Genomic DNA, 23434 nt, shown 5'->3' on the forward strand with positions numbered 1-23434 from the left:
ATAAACTATGACGGACACTGTTTCCTGCTATCTTTGATACCTCTAAATCAATTAATAATGATTAATATTTATACGGAAATACTAACCGTTTATTATTCAGATAAGGTTTTAAAAGATCAAATTCGTTTTCGGTTAATTTTCTTATTGATATGCGATCATTAATGACTTCCTTTAAATTTTGCTTATTTGTATGTCTTTTTGAGCTATAACTAACCCAAGAAAATATAGCAAAGCCTATCAAAAAAATCTTAATTAACCAATAAAACTCCATTTTACTATTTTTCCTTATATTATTTTTTCTACTATTTTTAATAACATTAAGGCACATTGTGCGCCTTAATGTTATTAAAAATGCTAATAATGAATATCGCTATTTAACTGTTTTTTCACTACGTGATAAACCAATAATCCCAGAGCGTACAGTTTCGATAATATTACAAGTTTCGCGAATTGAAGCTAAAAATGAGTCTAGTTTTTCACTCGTACCCGATAATTGTACGATGTAATGTGTTGCAGTCACATCGACAATCGATCCCCTAAAAATATCGGCACAACGTTTTACTTCGTCACGCGCATCAGAACCTTTTGCGGCAACTTTTACTAGCATGATTTCACGCTCTACATGTGGCCCTTCGGTTAAATCATGCACGCGATAAACATTAACCAATTTATGCAACTGTTTTTGGATCTGTTCAAGCACATGCTCATCACCCGTCGTTTGTATTGTCATACGATGCATAGTTGGGTCTTCAGTTTGCGCGGTGGTAATTGTTTCAATATTAAAACCACGTTGTGAAAATAAGCCAATTATTCTTGATAATGCGCCGGGTTCGTTTTCGGTTAAAATTGATAATATATAACGCATTAGGTTCTCTCCGTTTTACTAAGCCACATTTCGTTCATTGCGCCACCTCGTACTTGCATTGGGTACACATGTTCAGTAGCATCGGTCATGACATCAACAAAAACCAAACGATTTTTAATGGCTAATGCTTGTTTTAGTTTTGGTTCAAGTTCTTCACGCTTGGTTATAACCATTCCAACATGGCCATAAGCTTCTGCAATTTTGGCAAAATCGGGCAAAGATTCCATATAAGAGCTGGAATGCCGGCCTGCATAAATCATATCTTGCCACTGCTTAACCATGCCTAAAAAACGGTTGTTTAAATTTAACACCAGTACGGGCAAGCCATATTGCAATGCGGTTGATAGCTCTTGAATATTCATTTGAATACTGCCATCACCTGTTACGCACACAACGTTTTTTTTAGGGAATGCTAATTTAACTCCAAGCGCTGCTGGCAAGCCAAATCCCATGGTGCCAAGTCCACCCGATGTAATAAAGTGACGCGTTTTATCAAATGGGTAATAAAGTGCCGTGAACATTTGATGTTGCCCCACATCGGTTGCCACAAAGGCATCTCCTTTGGTCAATTTGTATAATACTTCAATGGCTTCTTGCGGTTTGATGCTTTCACCGTCATGACGATAAGCCAAACAGTGACGAGCTCGCCAATGTTCGATCTGCTTCCACCAATCGATCAACGCATCGAGATCTCGTTCGGCTAAGGACTCATCTAACATTGACAACATAGTTTCAAGAACCACCTTGGCATCACCCACCACCGGAATTGAAGCCAAAATGGTTTTAGAAATTGAAGTTGGATCGATATCAACATGAATAATTTTGGCTTTTGGACAATATTTTTCAACATTGTTGGTGGTTCGATCATCAAAGCGCGCACCAATTGCAAAAATCACATCAGCATTATGCATAGCCATATTGGCTTCATAAACCCCATGCATACCAATCATGCCAAGGTAATGTTTGTCGGTCCCCGGAAAGGCGCTAATGCCCATTAACGTTGAAGCAACAGGTAGATTGAGTTTTTCTGCAAGTGCTTTAATTTCGCTACTTGCGTCGGCAGCAATTACACCACCACCAATAAACAATACAGGCTTTTTAGCAGATAATAATGTGGTTAGGGCTTTTTTGATCTGTTTTTTATGGCCTTGAATAGTTGGATTATATGATCGCATTAAAACAGATTTTGGGTAGTGATAATTATATTTGTTAGCAGGATTGACAATATCTTTTGGCAAATCAATCACTACCGGTCCTTGTCTACCTGTCGAGGCGATATAAAACGCTTTTTTGATGGTTTCTGGAATATCTTTACTGTCTTTAACTAAAAAACTGTGTTTAACAATTGGGCGAGAAATGCCTATCATGTCACATTCTTGGAATGCATCGTTACCAATGAGATTACTGGCAACTTGTCCAGACAATATAACCAGCGGTACAGAATCCATATAAGCTGTTGCAATACCAGTAATGGTGTTAGTTGCCCCTGGACCTGATGTCACCAAAACAACGCCAACATCGCCTGTTGCTCTGGCATAACCATCAGCCATATGCACGGCAGCTTGTTCATGACGAACTAAAATATGTTCAATGCCACCTATAGTGTGAATAGCATCATAAATATCAAGAACACTACCACCGGGATAACCAAATATCTGTTTTACTCCTTGGTCAATCAAAGATTGAATAACCATCTCTGCGCCTGACAGTTTTGCCATGGTTGTTGCCTCCAATGTAACTGATTTGTCATTTTGTGAATCATTTTGCATCAACTTGTAAGCAAAATCAATAAAGTCAATTAGCTAAGTTCATTACAAATAATATTGAACACTCACAATATTAATTTTTGAAATATTATGAATGATATCCATAACCTATCAATTTTATTTAAATATTGCTGATTGATTTTATTGTTATTTTTTTATTTTTTATATACACTCAGCACCTAAGTATTTCTAGTCATAACAGTACTAGAATTCTTCATTACCCAAAGGTACCAATATGAGCAATATTTCATCTAAACCAACCTCACTTGCGGACTGGCAATTAGTTAAAGTTACTGGCGAGGATAACCGTATTTTTCTGCAAGGGCAAATAACCAATGACATTAACCGACTTTCAGAACAATCAACGCTCTATGCCGCTCATTGCGACAATAAAGGCAAAATGTGGAGTACTTTACTGTTATTTCAACGCGGTAACGATATTTACTATATTGAGCGTAAAAGCGTTGTAAAAAAACAAGTTGCCGAACTTGCAAAATATGCTGTTTTTTCTAAAGTGACTATCGAACCAGTCCAAGATTTAAATATGATCGGTTTAGTCGGTGATGCAATTCCCACAGCAATCGCTGAAAAATTAAGTGATATAAGCTGTTTAACTGAAAATAACATCACCTATATCAAAGTACCTTTACCAGAAATGCGGGTTATTATGGTCACGCCAGAACCTATTGCGGGTGATTTAAATCCATGCAGTGAGTGGTTAAAACTTGATTTGCAAGCAGGTTATCCTATTATTGATGATAATAATATGGCAATTTTATTACCGCAAGCCTGTAACTTACAATCTTATGATGCAATTAGCTTTGAAAAAGGCTGCTACTGTGGTCAAGAAATGGTAGCTAGAGCACAGTTTCGCGGTGCTAACACTCGTGGAATGTATGTAATAAAAGGCACTAGTGACGTTCTTCCTAAAATTGGCAGTACACTCGAATATAAACTTACTGGTGGTTGGCGAGAAGGTGGACTGGTATTAGCCGCAGCAAAACTTGATGACAAAGATGGCGTTTGTGTTCAAGTCGTATTGAATAATGGAATTGATTTAAATACGCCATTTAGAGTTTGTGGAAACGACAACAGTCGGATGACGTTTTAATTATTTTTTGACCAACAAGCTGGAATAACATCACGTTTATTCCAGCCGTCTTTGTGTCTATCGTTTTAACTTAGTTCGCAAGTTCTTGGTTAACAATTTCAATAAAATAGCTTACGCCAGTTGTTAACACTTCATCATTGAAATTAAAGGCTGGATTATGTAAGTTGGCTCCTTTACCTGCGCCTAGCCAAACGTACACACCCGGTATTTTTTGCAGCATAAAAGCAAAATCTTCTGATCCCATTGAAGGAAGAGGATCAATAATTACGTTATCTTGCCCGACGATTTTTTTAGCTGCAGTGATAGCGATATCGGCTTGTTTAGCATAATTAATCGTCGCTGGATAACGGCGTTGATACTCAACTTCAGCCTTGGCTTCAAATGTTGTGGCAATACCTGTTGCTATTTGTTTAATGCGACTTTCAGCCATATCTTGCACTTGGGCGCTAAATGTTCTAACCGTGCCTCGAATTACCGCTTCTTGCGGTAACACATTCCAAGTATCACCGCTGTGAATTTGCGTTACGCTAACGACTAACGAACTTAAAGGATCGGCATTACGACTGACAATGCTTTGTAAACCATTAACGATTTGTGTGGCAGTTAGTATCGTATCTTTGCCCAAATGAGGAGCTGCTGCATGAGCACCAACACCAGTTATTTTAATTTCAAAAACATCATACGAAGCCATCATAGGGCCATGGTTAATATAAAAGTGATTTAATTCCATATTAGGCTGATTATGAATGCCATACACCGCTTCAATTGGAAATCGTTCAAATAAACCATTTTCAACCATAACGCGTGCCCCGCCCTCGTTTTCTTCAGCAGGTTGAAAAACAACCACAACAGTACCCGCAAAATCACGATGTTCACTCAGATACTTAGCCGTGCCGAGCAGCATAGCAGTATGCCCATCATGACCACATGCATGCATTTTGCCATGCATGGTTGAGCAATAATCGATAGTATTTTCTTCAATAATATCTAATGCATCAATATCAGCCCGAAGCGCAATCCATCGCCCCTTTTGATTACCTTTAATAATGCCAACAACGCCCGTGGGTGCAAAATCAGTATATAATTCAGTAATACCAAACGATTGCAGTTTGTCGATAATAAATTTGGTGGTGTTAACTTCTTCGAAAGCGGTTTCGGGATGAGCATGAATATGATGGCGCCACGCGATCATGTCGCTTTTTAGTTGATTAATACTATTTGATATCATGAAAGATTCCTTAATTAGTGACTGATTTATAGCATAACATACTGATTTAGCTAGTACTATAACGCGATTTCCACTTTTATAAAAATAACTAATTTTACTATGGATATCAATTTTAGTTATATGTTGCATAGATTGAACAAAATAATAACTTTATGCACTTTTAACACAATATTGATTAATAAAATTGACTGAAACGTAAGGTTTCCTGAAACTTTTTAACAACAATTTCAAGTAACAATCATATGCATGAATTACTTGTGTTATTTACAGTAATTCAAGAAACGGTTGTAATAAATAGGCATCACACCGACTCTCAGACGAAAGATCTAGTCCTTATAGTATAAAGTAAAATCAACGTTCCCAATTGGGATAACTGTTTTATGTTGGTCATCCATTTATAACACTAAAAGACCTCATAGACATTAAATATGGCTGATGCCATTGCATATAAAGCACGAAAACAGACTGCGTATTTTTCTACATGAGTAGTGTGCTCGCTATGGGGTATTTACACATCTGTTCACATTTTAGGCTCTATTTTTTGTAAAAAATATTCAGGATTCTATACCGTTTGGTGATTAATTTAGACTCCACTGTGTTTATTTGTTAAATAACGTATGATAGCCATTGTATCAATCAAAAATTCACAAAAATTACCAGCTCTCAAATTGCAAGCCTGATATGTACTTTAATGGCGATATAGCATAATTAGCACATAGTTAGCGAGTCAAAACACAAAAGATTAAGCGATTTTCGACAAAGTGCCTTATAAGTTTTTAGTAGGTTACTTTAATCATAAAATGTAAACCAGCCGACTTTTCCCTACAAATAATAATAGATCACATAACCCGATATTAATAAAAAAGGACCAAATGGAATAATCTTTGTAAGATTTTGATTGAGCGCATATCGCAAAAAAAGATAATACATAACCCCCAATAACGAAGCAAAAAGTAACAATAGGGGTAATAATGTATAAGGTAGCCAAGCTCCCAATGCGGCAAGTAGTTTGATATCCCCACCACCTAATCCCTCTTTTTTAGAGATTAAATAAAATAATGCGGCAGGTATTTTTAATAATAAATACCCCAAAAAAATGCCCAGTAAAGCGTCAGCTAACCCAAGGTTTGTTATGTTAAAATAGGCAAGCATAACACCTACCCACATCAACGGTTGTGTAAACATATCAGGTAATAAATAATATTTAAAATCAATGAACGCCAGCAGTAAAAAATAGCAACCAAGAAGCATTAAGATGTAACTTTGAAAATGCATACCTTTCTCGACATAGATTATAGTAAATAAACCAGCGACAAATAATTCAACACTAACATAGCGTAACGAAATCTTGGCATTGCAGTTATAACAACGACTTTTTAAGATAAACCAAGAAACAACTGGCAACAATTGCCAAAACTTAAGTTTATTATGACAATGTGGACAAGCGGATCGCTGAACGCTAATACAGCATAAATATTGAAATGTGGACATTGATGGCAAATAACGGCAATAAGCAACATAAACAAAACTCCCCATGCAAAGACCCAAACAGATGATCATAAACATTAGCATTAGTGAATCACCTCACCCATTTGAAAAATAGGCAAATACATCGCTACAATTAAGCAGCCAATAATCAAAGCTAATATAAGCATTAACAATGGTTCAAAAGCTTGCGATAAATTATCAGTTAAGGTCTGATTTTGCTCTTGATAATAGGTTGCTAGCTTATCAAGCATTAAATCTAACGTGCCCGACTGTTCACCCACATGAATTAATTGTGAACATAAATTAGGAAAGTGTAATTGTTGATGCAATACATGACTAAATGAATGGCCTTGCTCAATACCAGCAATGATTTGCGAAATACTATCACGATAAAGACTGTAATAAGTAGTATTACCTGCCGCGGCTAAACCTGTTAATAACGGTATGCCTGCTTTTTGAGTAATTGCAATAGTTTGAAAAATTTGGGTTAAACAACTGGTTTGAATCACTTTCCCCATTAAGGGACATTTGATTACTATCGCTTCAATTTCACGACGATAGCGCACTTTAAAATAGCGTTGATAGCCAAAATAGCCGATAAAAAATACTGTGCACCAAATTAACCAACTTTGTTGTAAATAATTAGAAAAATCGATAACCGATTGTGTGAAAGCGGGCAACTCGGCATCGAAATCCTGATAAATATCCGAAAATTTTGGCAAAACAAATAACAACATCACCAAACTGACACTCATCGCTACAGATAATAAAAACAGCGGATAACGCATCGCTTTTTTTAGACTTTTTTGTAAGTTAATTGATTTTTCAAGTAATAACGCTAACTGGGCAAAACTTTCATCAAGTTGTCCTGTTAGCTCTCCGGTTGCAATAATCTCGCAATACAGCACAGAAAACACCGAGTGATGTTGCTGTAATACTTGAGATAAAAATTCACCTTTAGCAATTTGCTGTTTAATATCAAGTAGCAGATATTGCCAGTGCGGTTTAGTCTGTTCTTGAGCAAGCAACTGTAATGTATCAATGATGGATAACCCAGCCTTTAACATGGTCGCTAATTGTTTAGTAATGATCAGCAGATCGGCACGATTAAAACTGTATGCGGTAATAATATAGCCTGCTTTAATTTTAATGGCGATTTTACCTTGCGACAATAACTGCCGTTTAACAGCTTGTGACGATTTAGCGATGATTTTGTGCTGGTTAAAATCTAAATCATACCAATAATAAAGCCTTTTCATTGCGTATTACCTAATACACGGTTTAATTCAGCTAATGTTGTCATGCCCTGTTTAACTAATTTTTGCCCAGCCGTTTTTAACGAAGTTATATTCGCCGGCAAAACAACTTGATTAGCTAATATTTGTTTTTGCATGTCAGGCGTAATAACTAAAAGTTCGTATAATCCAACCCGTCCTTTATATCCACCAATACACTTTAGACAGCCCGAAGCTACATAATGTGGCACTTGTTCGTTGTCTAACTTAATCTGTTCACTTGCCACCACCTTGCAGTGAGAACACAATTTTCGTACTAGCCGCTGGGCGATGACTAATTTTAAACTTGATGAAAGTAGATAATTTTCAATACCCATTTGATTTAAGCGAGTTATTGCCTCGACACTCGAATTAGTATGCAAAGTTGATAGAACTAAATGCCCTGTCTGCGCAGCTTGAATAGCAATTTCGGCAGTTTCACGATCACGAATTTCACCTATCATCATCACATCGGGATCTTGTCGTAATAAGGCTCGTAATACAACAGCAAATGTCAAACCAGCCTTAAGGTTGATAGCGGTTTGATTAATGCCCTCAAGGGGAATTTCAATAGGGTCTTCAACACTACAAATATTACGCTCGGTTTTATTTAACCGTTTTAATCCGCTATATAATGTAACTGTCTTACCACTGCCGGTGGGTCCGGTAACTAAAATCAATCCTTGTGGGTAGTCCAAAATTTGCTTGAATGTTAAAAGGTCAGCGTCAGTTAAACCCAAATCATTTATTGTTAGTTCAGATTCATGATTATCCATTACTCTTAAGACAATTTTTTCACCATTCATTACGGGTAAAGTTGCCATACGCATTGTGTAACGGTCAATAACCAATTGCCCATCTTGTGGCAATCGATGCTCAGCAATATTTAACTTTGACATAATTTTTAATCGAGCTGTTATCTGTTTGGCTAGTGCAAGCGGTGGCGATAACATATCATGCAAAACTCCATCAATGCGCATGCGAATACGGTAACTGTGTTGATAAGGTTCAAAATGAATATCTGAAGCGCGCTTATCTAATGCTTCAAGCAGCAATTTATCAATGCTTTCAATTAACTGTTCTTCTTGCATAATAACGCTTCCTTATCCATTAATGATTAAATGATGAAGTTTAAAATTTGAAAATATCTTCACAAGCACTGGTTAAACTGGCATCGACTGGCGATGTGGTGCAAACGCGATTCCAATCTAAATTACCATGCGTGGCATTAATTGTTGGTGTCAGTGTGGTGGTTAACCCTGCTAAAGCACTGGTTCCAACTAAGGTAATCACGCCGTTATTGACCGTAATTGATGTGACATAGTTAGATGTTCGGCTTGCTGGTACTCCATTATTACCATTGCTACAATTGGCTAAACTACCTTGCTCAACAGCACAAATTTCGACAGCCGTTTTATACGTTGTCATGGTTTGCAGCATATCAGTCAGTGCGGCTTTTTTAACATATCCTTGATATGCAGGCACACCAATAGCCGTTAAGATAGCAATCACAATAATGGCAATCATAAGTTCAAATAACGTAAAGCCCGATTGATTAGACATAAATACCTCGATAGTTTCTGTCAATGATTTAACACAAGAGCTTTATAGCAAAACAAAAAAATGGAATAATAGCGAAGTGGTAAATTTGGAAATAAAAATCCATTACGCAATTCATTATTACGTTGTATGCTCAATTTTCGCGAAGCAGATCGCAAAACAAACAAATCCATACATCGGTTTATTAGATAAGTTGGAGTCAATATGTCCCTAAAAATTGTTAACGGTTGGTTACAAGGTATAAAACAAGTCGTTTCACCTTTTTATAATGAACGGCCAGCCAATAAACCGATTTCGTTACTTGTTATCCATAATATAAGCTTACCGCCCAATCAATATGGGGGACCTTATGTTGAACAATTATTTACAGGTCAACTCAATCCTAACAAGCATCCGTACTTTGCTTCAATTTATCAACTTGAAGTCTCAAGCCATCTGTTTATTCGACGTGATGGCGAAATCATTCAATTTGTACCATTTGATAAACGCGCTTGGCATGCGGGGAAATCTGTATTTGCAGGACAAGATAATTGTAACGATTTTTCAATTGGTATTGAAATGGAAGGATGCGATAGTGACAACTTTACCAAACAACAATATCAGCAATTAGCGAATGTGACGTTATTATTACAACAAACTTATGCGATCCAAAACATCACTGGCCACAGCGATATTGCCCCAGATCGTAAAACAGACCCTGGCCCCTGTTTTGATTGGCAATATTATCGAAGTTTGTTAGCGAAAAAATCACAAGAACAAAAGCTACTCAATCAAATTGAGCAAATTATTGCAGAGTTACAAAAAATCAATTTATGGCAAATCACACCGCCAAAACCTGATGCCTTTTTAAGTCAACAACCCTTTGCGCTTGACACCATGCAAGCACACGAATGGTTGCAATGGATTTTTATTCCTCGAATGCAAGCACTCATTGATGCCAAAGGTAATCTCCCTAAATTTGCTCTGCATCCTTATTTTGAGGAAGCGCTAAAAGAGCAAGAGCAAGATGTTAATCATCTACTACATCTTATTAAGCAACTTGATGAATTAGCATAAATTAATCACAAAAAATTACCGCATAACTATGCGGTAATTGTTGATTTTAATTTATTTTTTAAGCCTAATGTCCATTGCTGGTTATTCGGCGATACTCACTTACTGCTTGCTGATGGTTGCCATAAGTGCTCGAGAATGTGTGTCCACCCGTGCCATTCGCGACAAAAAACAGATAATTGGTTTTAGCTGGGTGTGCTGCCGCCTCTAATGAAGCAAGGCTAGGCATTGCAATTGGTGTTGGCGGTAATCCATCAATAACATAGGTATTATAGGGATTTTCAGTATCGGTTAAATCAACGCGTCTAATCGTGCCTTTATAGTTATCACCTAAACCATAAATAATTGTTGGATCAGTTTGCAACTTCATTTTGGCATTTAAGCGATTAACAAATACCGAAGCTACATTAGCACGCTCAGAACTAACTCCAGTTTCTTTTTCAATGATTGATGCAATAATTAGTAATTCATAAGGTGATTGATAAGGGAGATTACTATCGCGATTATCCCAGATTTTTTGTAGATTACTTTTCATCGTCATATGTGCACGCTTTAAGATATTAATATCTAAAGTGTCTGCGGTATAAAGGTAAGTATCTGGCGATAACCACCCTTCAATCGATCCTTCAATACCTAATAACTTAGCAATTTCTTCGTCTGTTTTGCCTAATAAAGTTTGCTGAATATAGGGTGTATTTTCAATCACCTTCAACCAATCTTTAGCACGCTTACCTTCAACAAATTGAATTGAAAAATTGCTCTCTTTACCTGACACGAGCAATTGCAAAAATTCTTCAACTGTCATATGCGGGTGTAATTGGTAAGTTCCTGCTTTGATGGATCTTAATGATGGATTTAACTTACACAAATAAGGAAGCAAATAAGCTCTTTGCATTAATTGACTTTCTTTAATTTGCGCAACTAACTGGTACATGGATGTTCCTTTTTTCAAAACAAACATCTGTTTTTCGGTGGTGACTTGCATTTGCTGTTTCGAAAACTGTTGTAAAAAATAATAACCAATACTGATCGAACCACCCACAATTAATATCAGGGTAAGTAAAGTGTATAAAAATATTTTTTTAATCATAATTTATCTACTATAGTGGATTTTTGCGCGTGAAGTTAAGCGCGTGATTAATTCGTAAGCACTAATACCCGTGTGCTTAGCGATTTCTTCAACGGGAAGTTCGGGTCCCCAAAATATGACTTCATCTCCAGGTTTTTCAAGGCTGTTTATTCCCAAATCAACCACAATCATATCCATTGAAACTCGGCCAACAATGGGCACTTTACGGCCATTAATCAAAACGGGGGTATTTTGCGGAATGTTACGTGGATAACCGTCACCATAGCCCATCGCAACGACGCCTAATTTAGTCTCTTGCAAACTACACCAAGTCTGACCATAACCAACCGATTCACCTTGTTTATGCTTTCGCACTGCGATTAATTCGGATTTAAATGTCATGGCGGGCTGTAGCTCGGCAATTGGTGAAGCAAAAGGCGAAACGCCATATAAAGCAATGCCTTGACGCACAACATCACGCTGAGTATTTGGCCATGCCAAGGTACCACCCGATGCGGCAATTGAACATTTGCCAATGAGTGACTTGTCATCAATTGACGCAATAAACTGATCAAACAGTTCAAGTTGCTTTAACGTTTGAGCAGAAGTAAGATCATCAGCCGAACTAAAATGACTCATAATATTGATGGGCTTTCGAACCACATAGCAACTGGCTAAGCGATAAAATTCATCTTTGGCTTCATCAAGACAAAAGCCGAGCCGATGCATACCGGTATCAAGTTTAAACCATGTAGTAATTTGATTTTCAAGGGGGAATGATAGCAATGCATCAATTTGCCATTTGCTGTGAATGGCGGGCTGAATATTAAAATCAATCAAATTATCTATATTATCATGCAGAAAAAATCCTTCCAAAGCTATAATTGGAGTATTAATACCCTTATTCCGTACTAATATTGCCTCGGATAGTCGCGATACACCAAAATAATCTACTTTATCACTTAACAACTGCGCAATTCCCTCTATACCATGCGAATAAGCGTTGGCTTTAATAATTGCAACTAGCTGACTATCAGGGGCTATTTTTTTGAGGTATTCAAGATTATGAATAACTGCTTGACGATTGACTTCAACAACTGCGATAGACATCTCTTGGATCCAAACTCTTATCAAATGGTTATTGTAAATTTTGTTTTCAATAATAACAAATTTTTCTTAGTATACAAATCGGTTGAAATTCGATGCAATTTTAAGCATGAGTATTTTTAATTAAATAAATTGACTAAATTCTAATATCAACTTAATGATAATTGACCATACATTTTGTGTTTTACCACATAAAAATCGTGAACAATAAGTTATTTGTTCACCAAATTCTTATAAATATGCCTAAAGGCCATAATGGGGTGGTAAATCATCATTCTAGGACCAGCATAACGCATAACTTGTTTGATTTTTTGTTTATAATCTTTGCGATAACAATGTTTAGGACAACGCTCACACGTTGTTTTGGCTTCACCAAAACGACACATTGTTAAACGTTGCATAGCATATTGCAATAGATCATTACATTCATTACATAACTGGTGGCGTGAGGTATGATGCTTTTGATGACAATATAAAAAAATCATTGCGCTCACTGTCGATTTTTCTTGCTGAATTTTAGGACCGGTATTGTTTGCAACCATAATGACATACACATTAATAAAGAAAGTGGTAAAATAAAATCATCAAACTATGATTACAAGGATTTATTGTAATGGCAAGAATTATCAATAAAGATACGACTGTTTGCATGTCCCTTTCAGCCAGACCAAGCAATTTCGGTACTCGCTTTCATAATTATTTGTATGAAAAACTCGATCTTAATTACTTATATAAAGCCTTTACTACCAATAATTTAAAAGATGCAATTTATGGCATTAAAGCCTTAGCGATTCGAGGTTGCGCCATTTCAATGCCTTATAAAGAAGCTTGCATTGAGTTTATTGATGAATTAGACGATTCGGTAAAATCTATTCAATCAGTCAATACTATTGTTAACACCAATCATCATTTAAAAGCCTATAATACTGATTATATTGCAGTTGCTAAGCTCATTATAGAAAATAAAATCGATAATACAACGCCATTTGTGTTAAAAGGCAGCGGTGGTATGGCTAATGCGGTGATTGGTGCTTTTTATGATGCAGGATTTAAAAATGGCATGATTGTCGCACGTAACCAAGCAAAAGGCGAAGCATTAGCCAAACGCTACGGTTATAAATGGGTCAAAGATGAACAAGACATATTGCCAAAGCAAGCCAAACTAATTATTAATGTGACCCCAATTGGTATGCATGGAGGCATTGAAGCAAATGAGCTCGCATTCCCCTCAACCATGATAGAAAATGCTGATATTGTATTTGATGTGGTTGCATTACCCGTTGAAACACCTATGATAAAATATGCCCAAAAGCTAAACAAAACGATTATTTCAGGTGCCGATGTCGCGGTGATTCAGGCTCTTGAACAATTTGTGTTATATACTGGCGTAACACCCAACAAAGAATTGGTAAAACAAGCAGGTGAATTTGCAAGGCAAGGCTAAATAGTGTTATTCATTCCACCGAGTATATCGGTGGAATTTAAACAAATAGGTTATCACATCACCTGATGTAATTTGTTATACACAGCTAATAATTTCTGATGCATAGCAAATTGCTCTAAATTATCATTAGTCATTTTATCGGCCGTAGCAGAATCTGCCAAGCCAAAAAATGTTTTTTCACCATTAGCATATTGCCACATATCGTCAACACAAGCTTGACCATACATTTTATTAAATGCTATTTGATAGTTGTTAAACTGTTTTTTGTCACGTTGCAAAATAAAATTAACCAACGTTTGCAAGCAACGATAAGCGTGATTACGTGCTGGGGTAAATATAGACTCATTCATTTCAACCGTCCAATCAATCCATTGTTGTGCTTGCACTAAGTCTTTACCTGCCAATGCCAACATTGCTTTTAATTCACCAACGCGCAATGTAAACCAAGCATTATCGTTACCGGTTGCAATGCCAAGCAATTCACGAACGCGTGCATAATCATCAAGACCTTCGTCATCAAGTTGTTCAATAATGGCTAGGTATTGTTTAGCAGTGCGTTTTTGATAAGGTAACGACAAAATAAGATCACGCAGACCAATTGCCATATTGCTATTGGCAATTAAAAGATCTTCAGGGGGATAAATTTCAGACATGCCAACAGCCAAAATTCGGCAAGCATAAACACCAAGATGCTCATAGTCCATAATTAACACTTCAGTATTGTGACGTGTAAAAATAGCCATTAAATTAGCAAACTCTTGCTCAGTCGTGCCCGAAAAATCCCAATCGACAAATTCATAATCAGCTTGCTCATTAAACAGATCCCATGAAATCAAACCGCTTGAATCAATAAAATGCGTTTCTAAATTGCTAAGATCAGCAATATCATCATTATCAAAACTTGGTGGTGAAAACACATCCAGATCTTTTAAACTGCGCCCTTGTAATAGCTCAGTCACAGTTCGTTCAAGTGCAACGCCAAAATTTGGATGTGCACCAAACGATGCATAACATGTTCCATTTTGCGGATTAAACAACACCACACAAATAACCGGAAACTCACCGCCTAATGAAGCATCAAAACAATACAGTGGAAAGCCTTCGCTTTCAAGCGCATCAATGGCTGCCAAAACCGCTGGATAGCGATGAATAACCTCGGTTGGAATAATCGGTAAGCTAATAGCCTCGGCAATAATTTTATTTTTGGTATAACGTTCAAAAATTTCCGATAACCCTTGTACTCGCGCTTCATTACGGGTATTTCCTGCTGACATACCATTAGATGCATATAAATTAGCAATTAAATTAACAGGCACATAGACCGTTTGCTTGTCAGACTGTTGCTCAAACGGTAATGCACAAATGCCACGCTCGCCATTACTTGATTGTAAATCAATTAAATCAGTTGCCCTTAACTCATGATCGGGATCATAAAACTTAAGGAGTTTTTGAGATAATAACCCTTTAGGGAGGGAATTATCTTCATGAATAGAAAACCATTTTTCGGACGGATAATGCACAAAATCAGCATTTGCAGCCTTTTTACCCAAATAAAAATCTGAAAAAAAGTAATTGGTTGATAATCGCTCAAAATACTCTCCCAAGGCCGATGCTAACGCTGCTTTTTTACTTGCACCTTTACCATTAGCAAAACACAGTGGGCACTTTGTATTTTGAATATGTACTGACCACACATTGGGCACAGGATTGAGCCAAGAAGCTTCTTTCACTTCTAAATCATATTTAGCTAATTGTTGCTGAAAATAGTTAATGGAATCTTCAAGGGCAGCATCTTTGCCCGGAATATAAGTTTTCATAAGTTAATCTCAAAATAATTTTATGTTATAATTGTTGTGCTTTACCGCTTTCAAGAATTTATCACTTTATACGCAAATATAAAAAAATAGAAGTAATAAAATTAATCCACCTAAATAAGGAAATAAAATGAACAAAAAAATAGATTTTAAAGATCTTACCATTAAAGATTTTTTCTTCTTTAATAAAATGTTAACACCTTCTTTTATCACTATCGTGTATTGGATCGCATTAGTTCTTATTGGCATTAGTGCGCTCACTATGATATTAGGTAGTTTTGCTGCATTTGCTTATAGTTTCACTATGGGTTTAGTTGCTTTTTTTACTGGCATTATTACCTTGATTGTAGGCTTTATTTCAACTCGTATTGGTTTTGAATTGATTTGTGTACTATTTAATATTAATCACAATATTCAAAAATTAGCTAACGAAAACACAGATTCCGAAAAACAAGAAGAATCTTCTAGCACCAATACTGTTAATTAATATCATTGATTTAACTATATAGGCAAAAAAGCGGGAACTGATTCCCGCTTTTTTTGCTTTTATTTTAATCAACATGTTTTTAAATCAAAATAATCGGTTAACCAGCATTAAGCTCGCTAAGTGGCCATCTTGGCCTAACATTAATTGCTAAATCTGAATACTGCCTCGCTTTTAAATGAATCATACCCGCATAGGCAATCATGGCCCCATTATCGGTACAAAATTCGAGTCGTGGATAATAAACTTGTCCTTTACGCTGACGCATCAGCTCAGTTAACCTATTACGCAGTGTTTGATTGGCGCTTACTCCACCAGCTATCACTAAATTTTTAAATCCAGTTTGATCAAGAGCTCGTCGCGATTTAATCACTAACGTATCAACCAAAGCATCTTCAAAAGCTCTAGCAATATCGGCTTGAGTCTGCGTATCAATCATATGATTATCACTATGTTGATGAATGATATTGGCAGCGGCTGTTTTAAGACCTGAAAAACTAAAATCCAGCCCAGGACGATCGGTCATTGGCCGAGGAAAATGGAAGCGATTCCCATTACCGTGCTCAGCTAATTTCGACAATTTAGCCCCTCCGGGATAATCTAAACCAAGCAATTTTGCTGTTTTATCAAAAGCTTCTCCTGCTGCATCGTCAATGGATTCACCAATAAGTTCATATTGACCAATACCCATTACACTAATAAGCTGTGTATGTCCGCCCGAAACTAATAATGCCACAAAGGGAAATTCGGGTGGATTATCTTCAAGCATAGGAGCTAACAAATGCCCCTCCATATGATGGACTGCAACTGCGGGAACATCCCAAGCATAAGCCAGCGAACGCCCAATCGATGCACCAACCATTAAAGCACCAATTAAGCCTGGACCTGCTGTATAAGCCACACCATCAATATCTGCTGGCAGCAAATTTGCTTCTTTTAATGCTGCTTGAATTAAGGGTACGGTTTTACGAATATGATCGCGTGATGCAAGCTCAGGCACTACACCACCATAATCAGCATGTAACTTAATTTGCGAATAAAGCTGGTTTGCAAGCAAACCATTGGTATCATCATAAATGGCAATACCAGTTTCGTCGCACGAGGTTTCAATACCTAAAATCTTCATTAATGTTTACCTGCAAAATCGGTAAGATCTTCTTCACTCCAAAGATCTTGTTCGGTGATGTCTTTATCGGCAATGCGATGTTCTTCGGTTGCCCAATCACCTAAATCAATAAGCTGGCAACGTTTGCTGCAAAATGGACGATAAGGACTCTCTTTGCTCCATTCAACTTTTTTTTGACAAGTTGGACAATTAACAAATGTGACTGTATTTTTATTCATTTCAACTCTTTTTTCAAAAATCAGCATTTAACGTCATTAGCAACAAGCTAACTCAAATTCAATGCCATCGTTATTAACGTTATCACTAGCATCAAGCGGTAAAAACCGAATACTATAGCGCGACATATAACCAGACACTTGGGGATAGACATTTTTATCTAACGAAACCCGAATACGAATCAAATTAACATCACCACTCGTTTCTTGAAAAAAGTTATTAGAACAAATAAATGGTTTAAACTCACCCATTTGTCTAATTAACTGCATATAACATGTTAGAGATTTATCAAGAATTGACAAGTGTTGTAACCAATTTTTAACTTGAATATTGCGTCTTTCTTGCGGGATTTTGAGCCATAAATGGAACGAAGGCAAATCAAAACTACAACACCCACCTGGGATCGTTAAACGTTGACGAATAGCAGTGATAAAACGGTCTTCTTTCAATGGCTGTCCTAAGCGCGTTGTCACATAAAATTGAGCTAAAAACTCATCAAACTGGTGGATCAAACTGTTAAGCAAATCATAGTCAACACCATTAAACGTTAACCACAAGGTTAACTTTTGTTTTTGAGATTCAAGCTCTTTCATCAGATCGCTTTTAACATCGTTACGTTCAATAATTTCTAACAACTCGGACAGTGCATGAAAAAAAATCAACGCATTATTCTGATCTAAATGGCAATGCGTATTTAATTGATTTAATAAAAATTCAATACGAAGCCAAGTGCGCATTTTTTCGTTTAATGGATGTTCAAAAATAATATTACTCATCTATCTAAATCTTACCATTAAAGTTATCTAAATATTGTTGATGCAATAAATTAACTTGTGCAGTTAGCGACACCAAATTGTCATCATTGACAATAATATCATCCGCATAAGATAAACGTTTTTTTAAAGACACTTGCGACAATATCATCTTTTTCGCTAATGATTCACTAATATTATCTCTTTTTACTAATCGCGCCAATTGTAGCGACTCTGGAGCATCGATGATCAGCACTCGATCGGCCAAAGTATGCAAATTGTTTTCAATCAATAACGGTACAACCCAAATCACATAGGTAGTGCTTTGCATAGCAATTTGTTTTTGAGTTTCTTGTTGAATAATAGGATGCAACAAATGATTAAGCCAAAGTCGTTCATGGTCATTATTAAATATAATTTCACGTAGCTGACTACGATCAAGTTCACCATTAGCGAGCAAAATTTCTTGACTAAAATGCTTAACAATTTGATTAAACCCATCACTACCAACTTGCACAACTTGCCTTGCAATAAGGTCGGCATCAATAACTGGCACACCTAATTGGGCAAACAAATCGGCAATGGTGCTTTTACCGCTGGCAATCCCGCCACTGAGCGCAACAACATAAGGCATAAGGCAAATTCCAATCTAATAAAAAATTAGGTTATTATAGCATATAAGTATGTTGATTAAATAATGCAAAATACTGGCAGTAATTTAGTTATTAATTAGCATCAAGTGGGGAAATTACTCACCTGATTAACTCATAATAACCACAATGCAAAAATTTACCGCCAAATCAAAAATAAATTAAATAAAATAGTTGTTTTATATCATTAGCTGTATATAATTACATATATCTGTATATAAAAACAGGAATAAGTAATGAGACCGTTAACCGAACGTCAACAACAAATTTATAATTTAATAAAAGACAACATCCAAACCACCGGCATGCCACCCACTCGAGCCGAAATTGCTCAAAAATTAGGATTTCGTTCCGCTAACGCAGCTGAAGAACATCTTAAAGCGCTTGCCAAAAAAGGCGCGATCGAAATGATCGCAGGCTCATCGCGCGGAATTCGCCTTTTACTTGAAAGCCCAGTTGAGCAAAATGAACTAGAGGGATTACCGCTTATTGGGCAAGTCGCAGCGGGTTCGCCAATATTAGCGCAAGAGCATATCGAAAGTCATTACCAAGTTGATCCATCACTGTTTAAACCCCATGCTGACTTTTTATTAAGAGTGCACGGTATGTCAATGAAAGACATCGGCATATTAGATGGTGACTTATTGGCTGTACATAAAACCCAAGATGTTAAAAACGGTCAGGTTGTGGTTGCTCGCATTGACGACGAAGTTACTGTTAAACGACTGTCACGCAAAGGCAAGCATGTTCACCTAATTGCCGAAAACAAAGAGTTCTCACCTATCGAAGTTGATTTAGAACAACAAAATTTTGCCATTGAAGGACTCGCTGTTGGTGTTATTCGTAACGGTTCTTGGATATAAATTTATGGTGTAAATATACACAATTACAAGCATATAGATGTATAGGCAAAGTTAGTATAAAATAACAGTTAACTAACGTGTGGGAGATGACTATGTGGCTATTTTGGTTATACGAATGTTTAGGGCTTATTGCAGTTATAGTGCTCATTTATGGATACTGCCGTTTTAGAGGGATAGGATTTTGGTCCTTTATTTGGAAGTATTTAAAATGGGTCACTTTAGCCGTACTCATTGTTTGGTTAGCTATTGCATTGCTTTGCCAAGGGGATTTATACAATGCAGCTCATTGCTATTTTAGAGGTGAAAGTATGCATGCAAACACCAAATATTCTATCTTTTTAGGCGAATGTCAAGTTGAAACACCTAGTGGCAGTTATGTTCCTATTGAACGAGCTAGAGCGTTACCAGGCTCAAGCCACCATGATAGCGATAACGACAGCGACTCAACAAACGAGTTTTATCCTGTTAATTAACACATTAACATCAATAGAACTACTAAAAATCCAGCAAATGTTATCGCAATTGCTGGATTTTTTATTTTAACCAGTTGAACAATAATGAAATGAATAGATAGAAGAATGTGTAAATCATCAGATAAATTAATTGTTTTACCCATTAACCTGCTAAAAAACCATACAACGCTGTTCTAAATTTTTAAAACCAAAAATGAACGTAAAGCTCACACGTTTATTGATAATACTAGCAGAAAAAACCATACACAATGATTTGTGTCAAGTTTTTTAACGTGCTTGGTTATGGGCTTTAAATTAAATCCTAACAATTGATTCATAACATAAAATGAATGATTATAGGCTTTTAAAAAATCTCTCTTAAAAATATAATAGGATTTTCACTTAATGTTCATTTTTGCTCAATTTCTATTGTTACGCTTAATTAGTAATTTTTATGATTTCGCTTGCTTCTTTAATTGCTTGTTCTTTATTTGTACCATAAGTTCGACCGCGACTTAAGGACTAAAAGCTAAGGTATGGTGCAAATAGCATCATTATCGCCGTCGTAAAAATTTTCGTTTTTTCTGGTTCCAGAAATCCCGCCAGTATCGATCTCCAGCCTGAACCTTCTGTTATCTAACTCATCGCTTACCCAGGCGTCGGAGTAAAAGCCCGCGCCGGTGTACATCAGTATGGAGCCCCAATCCGCCAAAAGGCCTGCCCCTATTCGACGTTCGACTGAATTACTAGATGACGATGGTGTGGCGGTGACGATTCCTTGACAGTTGTATATGGCGTCTCTTGGGGAACACACCGAATTAGTCAAGTCCCTAGCCTGTGACAGGCGGTAACCTAAACGACTACACCAAGATATTTGCTCGGGTTGGCTTTTCCGTCCATCCCCTCGGGTCACAAACCACTTCTGCAACACAAATCCATATTTTACTACCTCATTACCCTCTCTATCTTTACCCACTAACTCAAAGGTCCGTGGTAATCTTGGCTTAGCAATGGGACTCGGATAAGAATTATACCATTGTCTCCTTGCCTCTGGACCTGTTAGCGTAACGCGCATAAATATATGTGAATTGAAAAATTCGTCCTTATCCAGAATATGATCACTCCAACTACTACTACTCCACTGTAGCCAAGCCCAACTATCCCTTGCTGCTATCTTTTTCACTGTAGCGGTGATTCCTTCATGCGTGACTGGCGACCATGTCAATTCATCTTCATCTATATCTCCATATATGATTAAATCAAAATACAATCCATCAGCCCCAGTAGTTGGAAAATTAAGCGCATATGATGCGGGATTGAAGTCTTTAACGATGAATCCCGCATCCCATTGGAAGACATCCGCGGGACCGCTTCCGCTAAGTTCTGTAGTAACAAATTTGACGATACCCCATTGTGTCCAAGGTAATATTATGGCATCACTGCGGTTAACACCTCGACTATTTAATGCCAGCGAATGCCATGAAAACAACAAAAATACTACCGCCAACGCCAACGAAATTTTTTGGGATAATGTTGATAGTAATTTGAGAGATAACTTCGAGGATATCAACGAAGCGAGAGTAAAAATTCGTCTGATGCGTCTATTTGATAAATTTAAAACATAGGTTTGCCAGTGCTGGTGTCTGGTGTCTGGTGTCTAAAATGATAATGCATTGCGATTTGCCTGTCAAGTAAATTGTTGTTTTATTTATCTTTTACGTATTCTTTCGCTTATTAAATAAGCCGTTTTTAAATTGATCAAAGTATAACCATTAAAAAAAAGCTTGGCTAGTTTTTTTGGGGAATTTTTGGTAAAAATTATTTAGGTGTGACTTCGATTCAGTTTATGGAAAGATTGAAGATATTGAAATTTATTGTTTTTATATAAAAAACAATAAAATAAAAAATAAATAAAATCAATATGTTATATAACGTTTTTTTGCCTGATATTGCGTTTTTTTGGTGGCTGGAGCAGTGTTTTCGGACGTTTTATTCATTTGGTGTAAAAAATTGCTACTGTGATAACGTCTGAATAAGGGGATTTTGTGTAAAATTCCCCAATATTATTTATATCATCCATAATACTCATCTTTTCAATACCATCTTCGCTTTACTGAGATGTTCAAATGTGTTCCGACAAAGCATAGCCTCGCTAAACTTTTCTGTTTGGCATGCTGACCTCACTCTTTTGTCGGCGCATTCTGACGCCGGAATAAGACAAATAAAATAATCTCTTATTATTATGGTTTTATAGTTGTCGAGTTAATTTTATATGCATTAACCACCTATTCGGCGTTAAAGCAAATGTATCTTGCTGAGCCTGAGCTGGTGCTTTTCTAAACCGCCTATACGGCGTTAAAGAATGTGGAAATGTAATTGTTAATTATAAGCGATTTCTAAACCGCCTATACGGCGTTAAAGTTGATGATGATTGCCCTGATTGGTCTTCTTCATTTCTAAACCGCCTATACGGCGTTAAAGGTTTGTTACGCTCACATTCCCATTTTTTTGGCTTTCTAAACCGCCTATACGGCGTTAAAGTGGTTTAGCCGTTAAATTTGGCTTTACGGTTATTTCTAAACCGCCTATACGGCGTTAAAGTTAACACCGCAAAATGAACATCAAGAGCATATTTTCTAAACCGCCTATACGGCGTTAAAGTAACTGGATATTTTACGCTTTCGCTCCATTCTTTTCTAAACCGCCTATACGGCGTTAAAGTAGAAATTAATATTCCATAAATCTCGCTGTATAAAGATAAACAACAATTTCAGTTTTGAAAACCCTTTTTTTTGACCTTTTTTCAACTTATTGATTTTATTTTATTTTAAATTAACGGTAAAAAAAGGGTTCTAAGGGTTTTGAAATCAAAACAAACCCGTTAAAATAAAATCAATATCTTTACTAACCTATTTTTGAGTAGCGCTTAGATTGTTTTTTAATGAAAAAAGTGCTTAAAATAAAAAACACAGGCTACCACCCAAAGGCATACTTTTAATTAATTGATTTTATTTGCTTTTTAAAGCTCTTTTATACTCAAAAAATAAACAATGCTTTCCCAAAGCTCTACAATATAGTATCCTACCGGCTATCATTTCAACTCAATCAAAGC

At 36.6% G+C, this 23434-nt stretch carries 22 protein-coding genes, 1 pseudogene and 1 CRISPR repeat array; of the genes and pseudogenes, 7 read left to right on the top strand and 16 right to left on the bottom strand.

The window, feature by feature from the left end:
* Nucleotides 1-370 precede the first annotated feature (370 nt).
* Nucleotides 371-865 (bottom strand): acetolactate synthase small subunit, encoded by a 495-nt coding sequence (gene ilvN / locus ACYIAM_RS03600; protein WP_174797118.1) that lies wholly within the window; start codon nt 863-865, stop codon nt 371-373.
* Nucleotides 865-2583 (bottom strand): acetolactate synthase 3 large subunit, encoded by a 1719-nt coding sequence (ilvI, locus tag ACYIAM_RS03605; RefSeq protein ID WP_483747274.1) that lies wholly within the window; start codon nt 2581-2583, stop codon nt 865-867. The genes ilvN and ilvI overlap by 1 nt, the downstream gene beginning before the upstream one ends.
* 283 nt (nt 2584-2866) lie before the next feature.
* Here ilvI and ygfZ point away from each other — a divergent pair, with 283 nt between their 5' ends.
* Nucleotides 2867-3742 carry a tRNA-modifying protein YgfZ gene (gene ygfZ, locus ACYIAM_RS03610; RefSeq protein WP_174797120.1) on the top strand — a complete coding sequence of 292 codons (876 nt, stop codon included), beginning with the start codon at nt 2867-2869 and terminating at the stop codon, nt 3740-3742.
* Nucleotides 3743-3812: 70 nt separating this feature from the next.
* On the opposite strand, the gene ACYIAM_RS03615 is transcribed toward ygfZ, so the two are convergent.
* From ACYIAM_RS03615 to ppdD, 5 genes are all read right to left on the bottom strand, one after another.
* On the bottom strand, nt 3813-4970 hold the full coding sequence (locus tag ACYIAM_RS03615; protein WP_483747275.1) for a M20 aminoacylase family protein: 1158 nt from the start codon (nt 4968-4970) through the stop codon (nt 3813-3815).
* 822 nt (nt 4971-5792) lie between these two features.
* On the bottom strand, nt 5793-6542 hold the full coding sequence (locus ACYIAM_RS03620; RefSeq protein WP_483747276.1) for a prepilin peptidase: 750 nt from the start codon (nt 6540-6542) through the stop codon (nt 5793-5795).
* Nucleotides 6542-7717 carry a protein transport protein HofC gene (gene hofC, locus ACYIAM_RS03625; RefSeq protein WP_483747277.1) on the bottom strand — a complete coding sequence of 392 codons (1176 nt, stop codon included), beginning with the start codon at nt 7715-7717 and terminating at the stop codon, nt 6542-6544. The genes ACYIAM_RS03620 and hofC overlap by 1 nt, the downstream gene beginning before the upstream one ends.
* Entirely contained in the window at nt 7714-8823 is a 1110-nt protein-coding gene (locus ACYIAM_RS03630) for an ATPase, T2SS/T4P/T4SS family (protein ID WP_483747278.1), read from the bottom strand. The genes hofC and ACYIAM_RS03630 overlap by 4 nt, the downstream gene beginning before the upstream one ends.
* A gap of 40 nt (nt 8824-8863) precedes the next feature.
* The gene (gene ppdD, locus ACYIAM_RS03635) at nt 8864-9295 is read right to left on the bottom strand and encodes a prepilin peptidase-dependent pilin (protein WP_065638689.1); all 432 of its coding nucleotides are present in this window, start codon (nt 9293-9295) and stop codon (nt 8864-8866) included.
* A 201-nt stretch (nt 9296-9496) separates the two neighbouring features.
* Between ppdD and ampD the strand changes: the two are divergent.
* Nucleotides 9497-10042, top strand: a pseudogene (gene ampD, locus ACYIAM_RS03640) (1,6-anhydro-N-acetylmuramyl-L-alanine amidase AmpD); the annotation flags it as partial.
* Entirely contained in the window at nt 10025-10348 is a 324-nt protein-coding gene (locus ACYIAM_RS03645; RefSeq protein WP_483747330.1) for a YqcC family protein, read from the top strand. The pseudogene ampD and the gene ACYIAM_RS03645, both read left to right, overlap by 18 nt.
* Nucleotides 10349-10412: 64 nt before the next feature.
* On the opposite strand, the gene mltG is transcribed toward ACYIAM_RS03645, so the two are convergent.
* The 3 genes from mltG to ACYIAM_RS03660 form a co-directional block, all read right to left on the bottom strand.
* A complete protein-coding gene (mltG, locus tag ACYIAM_RS03650; RefSeq protein WP_483747279.1) occupies nt 10413-11435 on the bottom strand; it encodes an endolytic transglycosylase MltG in 1023 nt (340 codons plus the stop codon).
* Nucleotides 11436-11438: 3 nt separating this feature from the next.
* Nucleotides 11439-12524: an alanine racemase gene (gene alr / locus ACYIAM_RS03655; protein ID WP_483747280.1), complete on the bottom strand. Its 1086-nt coding sequence runs from the start codon at nt 12522-12524 to the stop codon at nt 11439-11441.
* A 209-nt stretch (nt 12525-12733) separates the two neighbouring features.
* A complete protein-coding gene (locus ACYIAM_RS03660; RefSeq protein ID WP_174797128.1) occupies nt 12734-13063 on the bottom strand; it encodes a nitrous oxide-stimulated promoter family protein in 330 nt (109 codons plus the stop codon).
* A 71-nt stretch (nt 13064-13134) separates the two neighbouring features.
* On the opposite strand from ACYIAM_RS03660, the gene ACYIAM_RS03665 reads away from it, so the two are divergent.
* Nucleotides 13135-13965, top strand: coding sequence for a shikimate 5-dehydrogenase (locus tag ACYIAM_RS03665; RefSeq protein ID WP_483747281.1), 831 nt, complete (start codon nt 13135-13137; stop codon nt 13963-13965).
* Nucleotides 13966-14018: 53 nt separating this feature from the next.
* Here the strand turns inward: ACYIAM_RS03665 and ycaO are convergent, their stop codons facing one another.
* A complete protein-coding gene (ycaO, locus tag ACYIAM_RS03670) occupies nt 14019-15782 on the bottom strand; it encodes a 30S ribosomal protein S12 methylthiotransferase accessory factor YcaO (protein WP_483747282.1) in 1764 nt (587 codons plus the stop codon).
* A 127-nt stretch (nt 15783-15909) separates the two neighbouring features.
* Here ycaO and ACYIAM_RS03675 point away from each other — a divergent pair, with 127 nt between their 5' ends.
* On the top strand, nt 15910-16266 hold the full coding sequence (locus ACYIAM_RS03675; protein ID WP_483747283.1) for a DUF4282 domain-containing protein: 357 nt from the start codon (nt 15910-15912) through the stop codon (nt 16264-16266).
* Between the two features lie 97 nt (nt 16267-16363).
* Here ACYIAM_RS03675 and tsaD read toward each other — a convergent pair whose 3' ends face one another.
* From tsaD to coaE, 4 genes are read right to left on the bottom strand one after another with little or no spacing between them, the layout of a single operon-like run.
* Nucleotides 16364-17389 carry a tRNA (adenosine(37)-N6)-threonylcarbamoyltransferase complex transferase subunit TsaD gene (gene tsaD / locus ACYIAM_RS03680; protein WP_483747284.1) on the bottom strand — a complete coding sequence of 342 codons (1026 nt, stop codon included), beginning with the start codon at nt 17387-17389 and terminating at the stop codon, nt 16364-16366.
* The gene (gene yacG / locus ACYIAM_RS03685; RefSeq protein WP_065638697.1) at nt 17389-17607 is read right to left on the bottom strand and encodes a DNA gyrase inhibitor YacG; all 219 of its coding nucleotides are present in this window, start codon (nt 17605-17607) and stop codon (nt 17389-17391) included. The genes tsaD and yacG overlap by 1 nt, the downstream gene beginning before the upstream one ends.
* Before the next feature lie 36 nt (nt 17608-17643).
* Nucleotides 17644-18381 carry a cell division protein ZapD gene (gene zapD, locus ACYIAM_RS03690; protein ID WP_174797132.1) on the bottom strand — a complete coding sequence of 246 codons (738 nt, stop codon included), beginning with the start codon at nt 18379-18381 and terminating at the stop codon, nt 17644-17646.
* Between the two features lie 4 nt (nt 18382-18385).
* Entirely contained in the window at nt 18386-18991 is a 606-nt protein-coding gene (coaE, locus tag ACYIAM_RS03695; RefSeq protein WP_483747285.1) for a dephospho-CoA kinase, read from the bottom strand.
* A gap of 252 nt (nt 18992-19243) precedes the next feature.
* Between coaE and lexA the strand changes: the two genes are divergently transcribed.
* Together lexA and ACYIAM_RS03705 are read left to right on the top strand one after the other, a co-directional pair.
* Nucleotides 19244-19870 (top strand): transcriptional repressor LexA, encoded by a 627-nt coding sequence (gene lexA, locus ACYIAM_RS03700; RefSeq protein ID WP_160431509.1) that lies wholly within the window; start codon nt 19244-19246, stop codon nt 19868-19870.
* A gap of 86 nt (nt 19871-19956) precedes the next feature.
* A complete protein-coding gene (locus ACYIAM_RS03705; protein WP_483747286.1) occupies nt 19957-20343 on the top strand; it encodes a hypothetical protein in 387 nt (128 codons plus the stop codon).
* Nucleotides 20344-20851: 508 nt separating this feature from the next.
* On the opposite strand, the gene ACYIAM_RS03710 is transcribed toward ACYIAM_RS03705, so the two are convergent.
* On the bottom strand, nt 20852-21814 hold the full coding sequence (locus tag ACYIAM_RS03710) for a hypothetical protein (RefSeq protein WP_483747287.1): 963 nt from the start codon (nt 21812-21814) through the stop codon (nt 20852-20854).
* Nucleotides 21815-22655: 841 nt separating this feature from the next.
* Nucleotides 22656-23043: direct repeats of the CRISPR family, unit length 28 nt; unit sequence TTTCTAAACCGCCTATACGGCGTTAAAG.
* The last annotated feature ends 391 nt before the right edge of the window (nt 23044-23434 follow it).

The organism is Gilliamella sp. X-60 (assembly GCF_057063585.1).